Here is a 362-nt window from a genome sequence, read left to right on the forward strand (position 1 = left end):
GGTGAAAACCCTGCTGGCCGACGGCTGGCAAGTCACCGCCACCGTGCGCAACCCGCAGAGCGCCGAAGTCTTGCAGGCGTTAGGCAAGGTACGGATCGAAAAACTCGACATGGACGACCAGCAAGCGGTCATCGCCCTCAGCCAACAGCTCAAGGGCGAAGTCTTCGACCTGTTGTTCGTGAATGCCGGTGTCAAGGGGCCAGAGGTCCAGACGCCGGGTGGCGCGACCCTGGCCGAGGTCGGTCAATTGTTCTTCACCAACGCCGTGGCGCCGATCAACCTGGCCCAGCGCTTCGTCGCGCAGATTCGTGAAGGCAGCGGCGTGCTGGCGTTCATGAGTTCGGTGCTGGGCAGCGTGACCA

At 63.3% G+C, this 362-nt stretch carries 1 protein-coding gene; it reads left to right on the forward strand.

Annotated elements, in window-relative coordinates; translation table 11 throughout:
• The coding region (locus AC1DF0_RS32690; protein ID WP_477577794.1) for an SDR family NAD(P)-dependent oxidoreductase at positions 1-362 on the forward strand (362 nt) is incomplete at both ends.

This window comes from Paenibacillus sp. 05T425 (genome assembly GCF_056396205.1).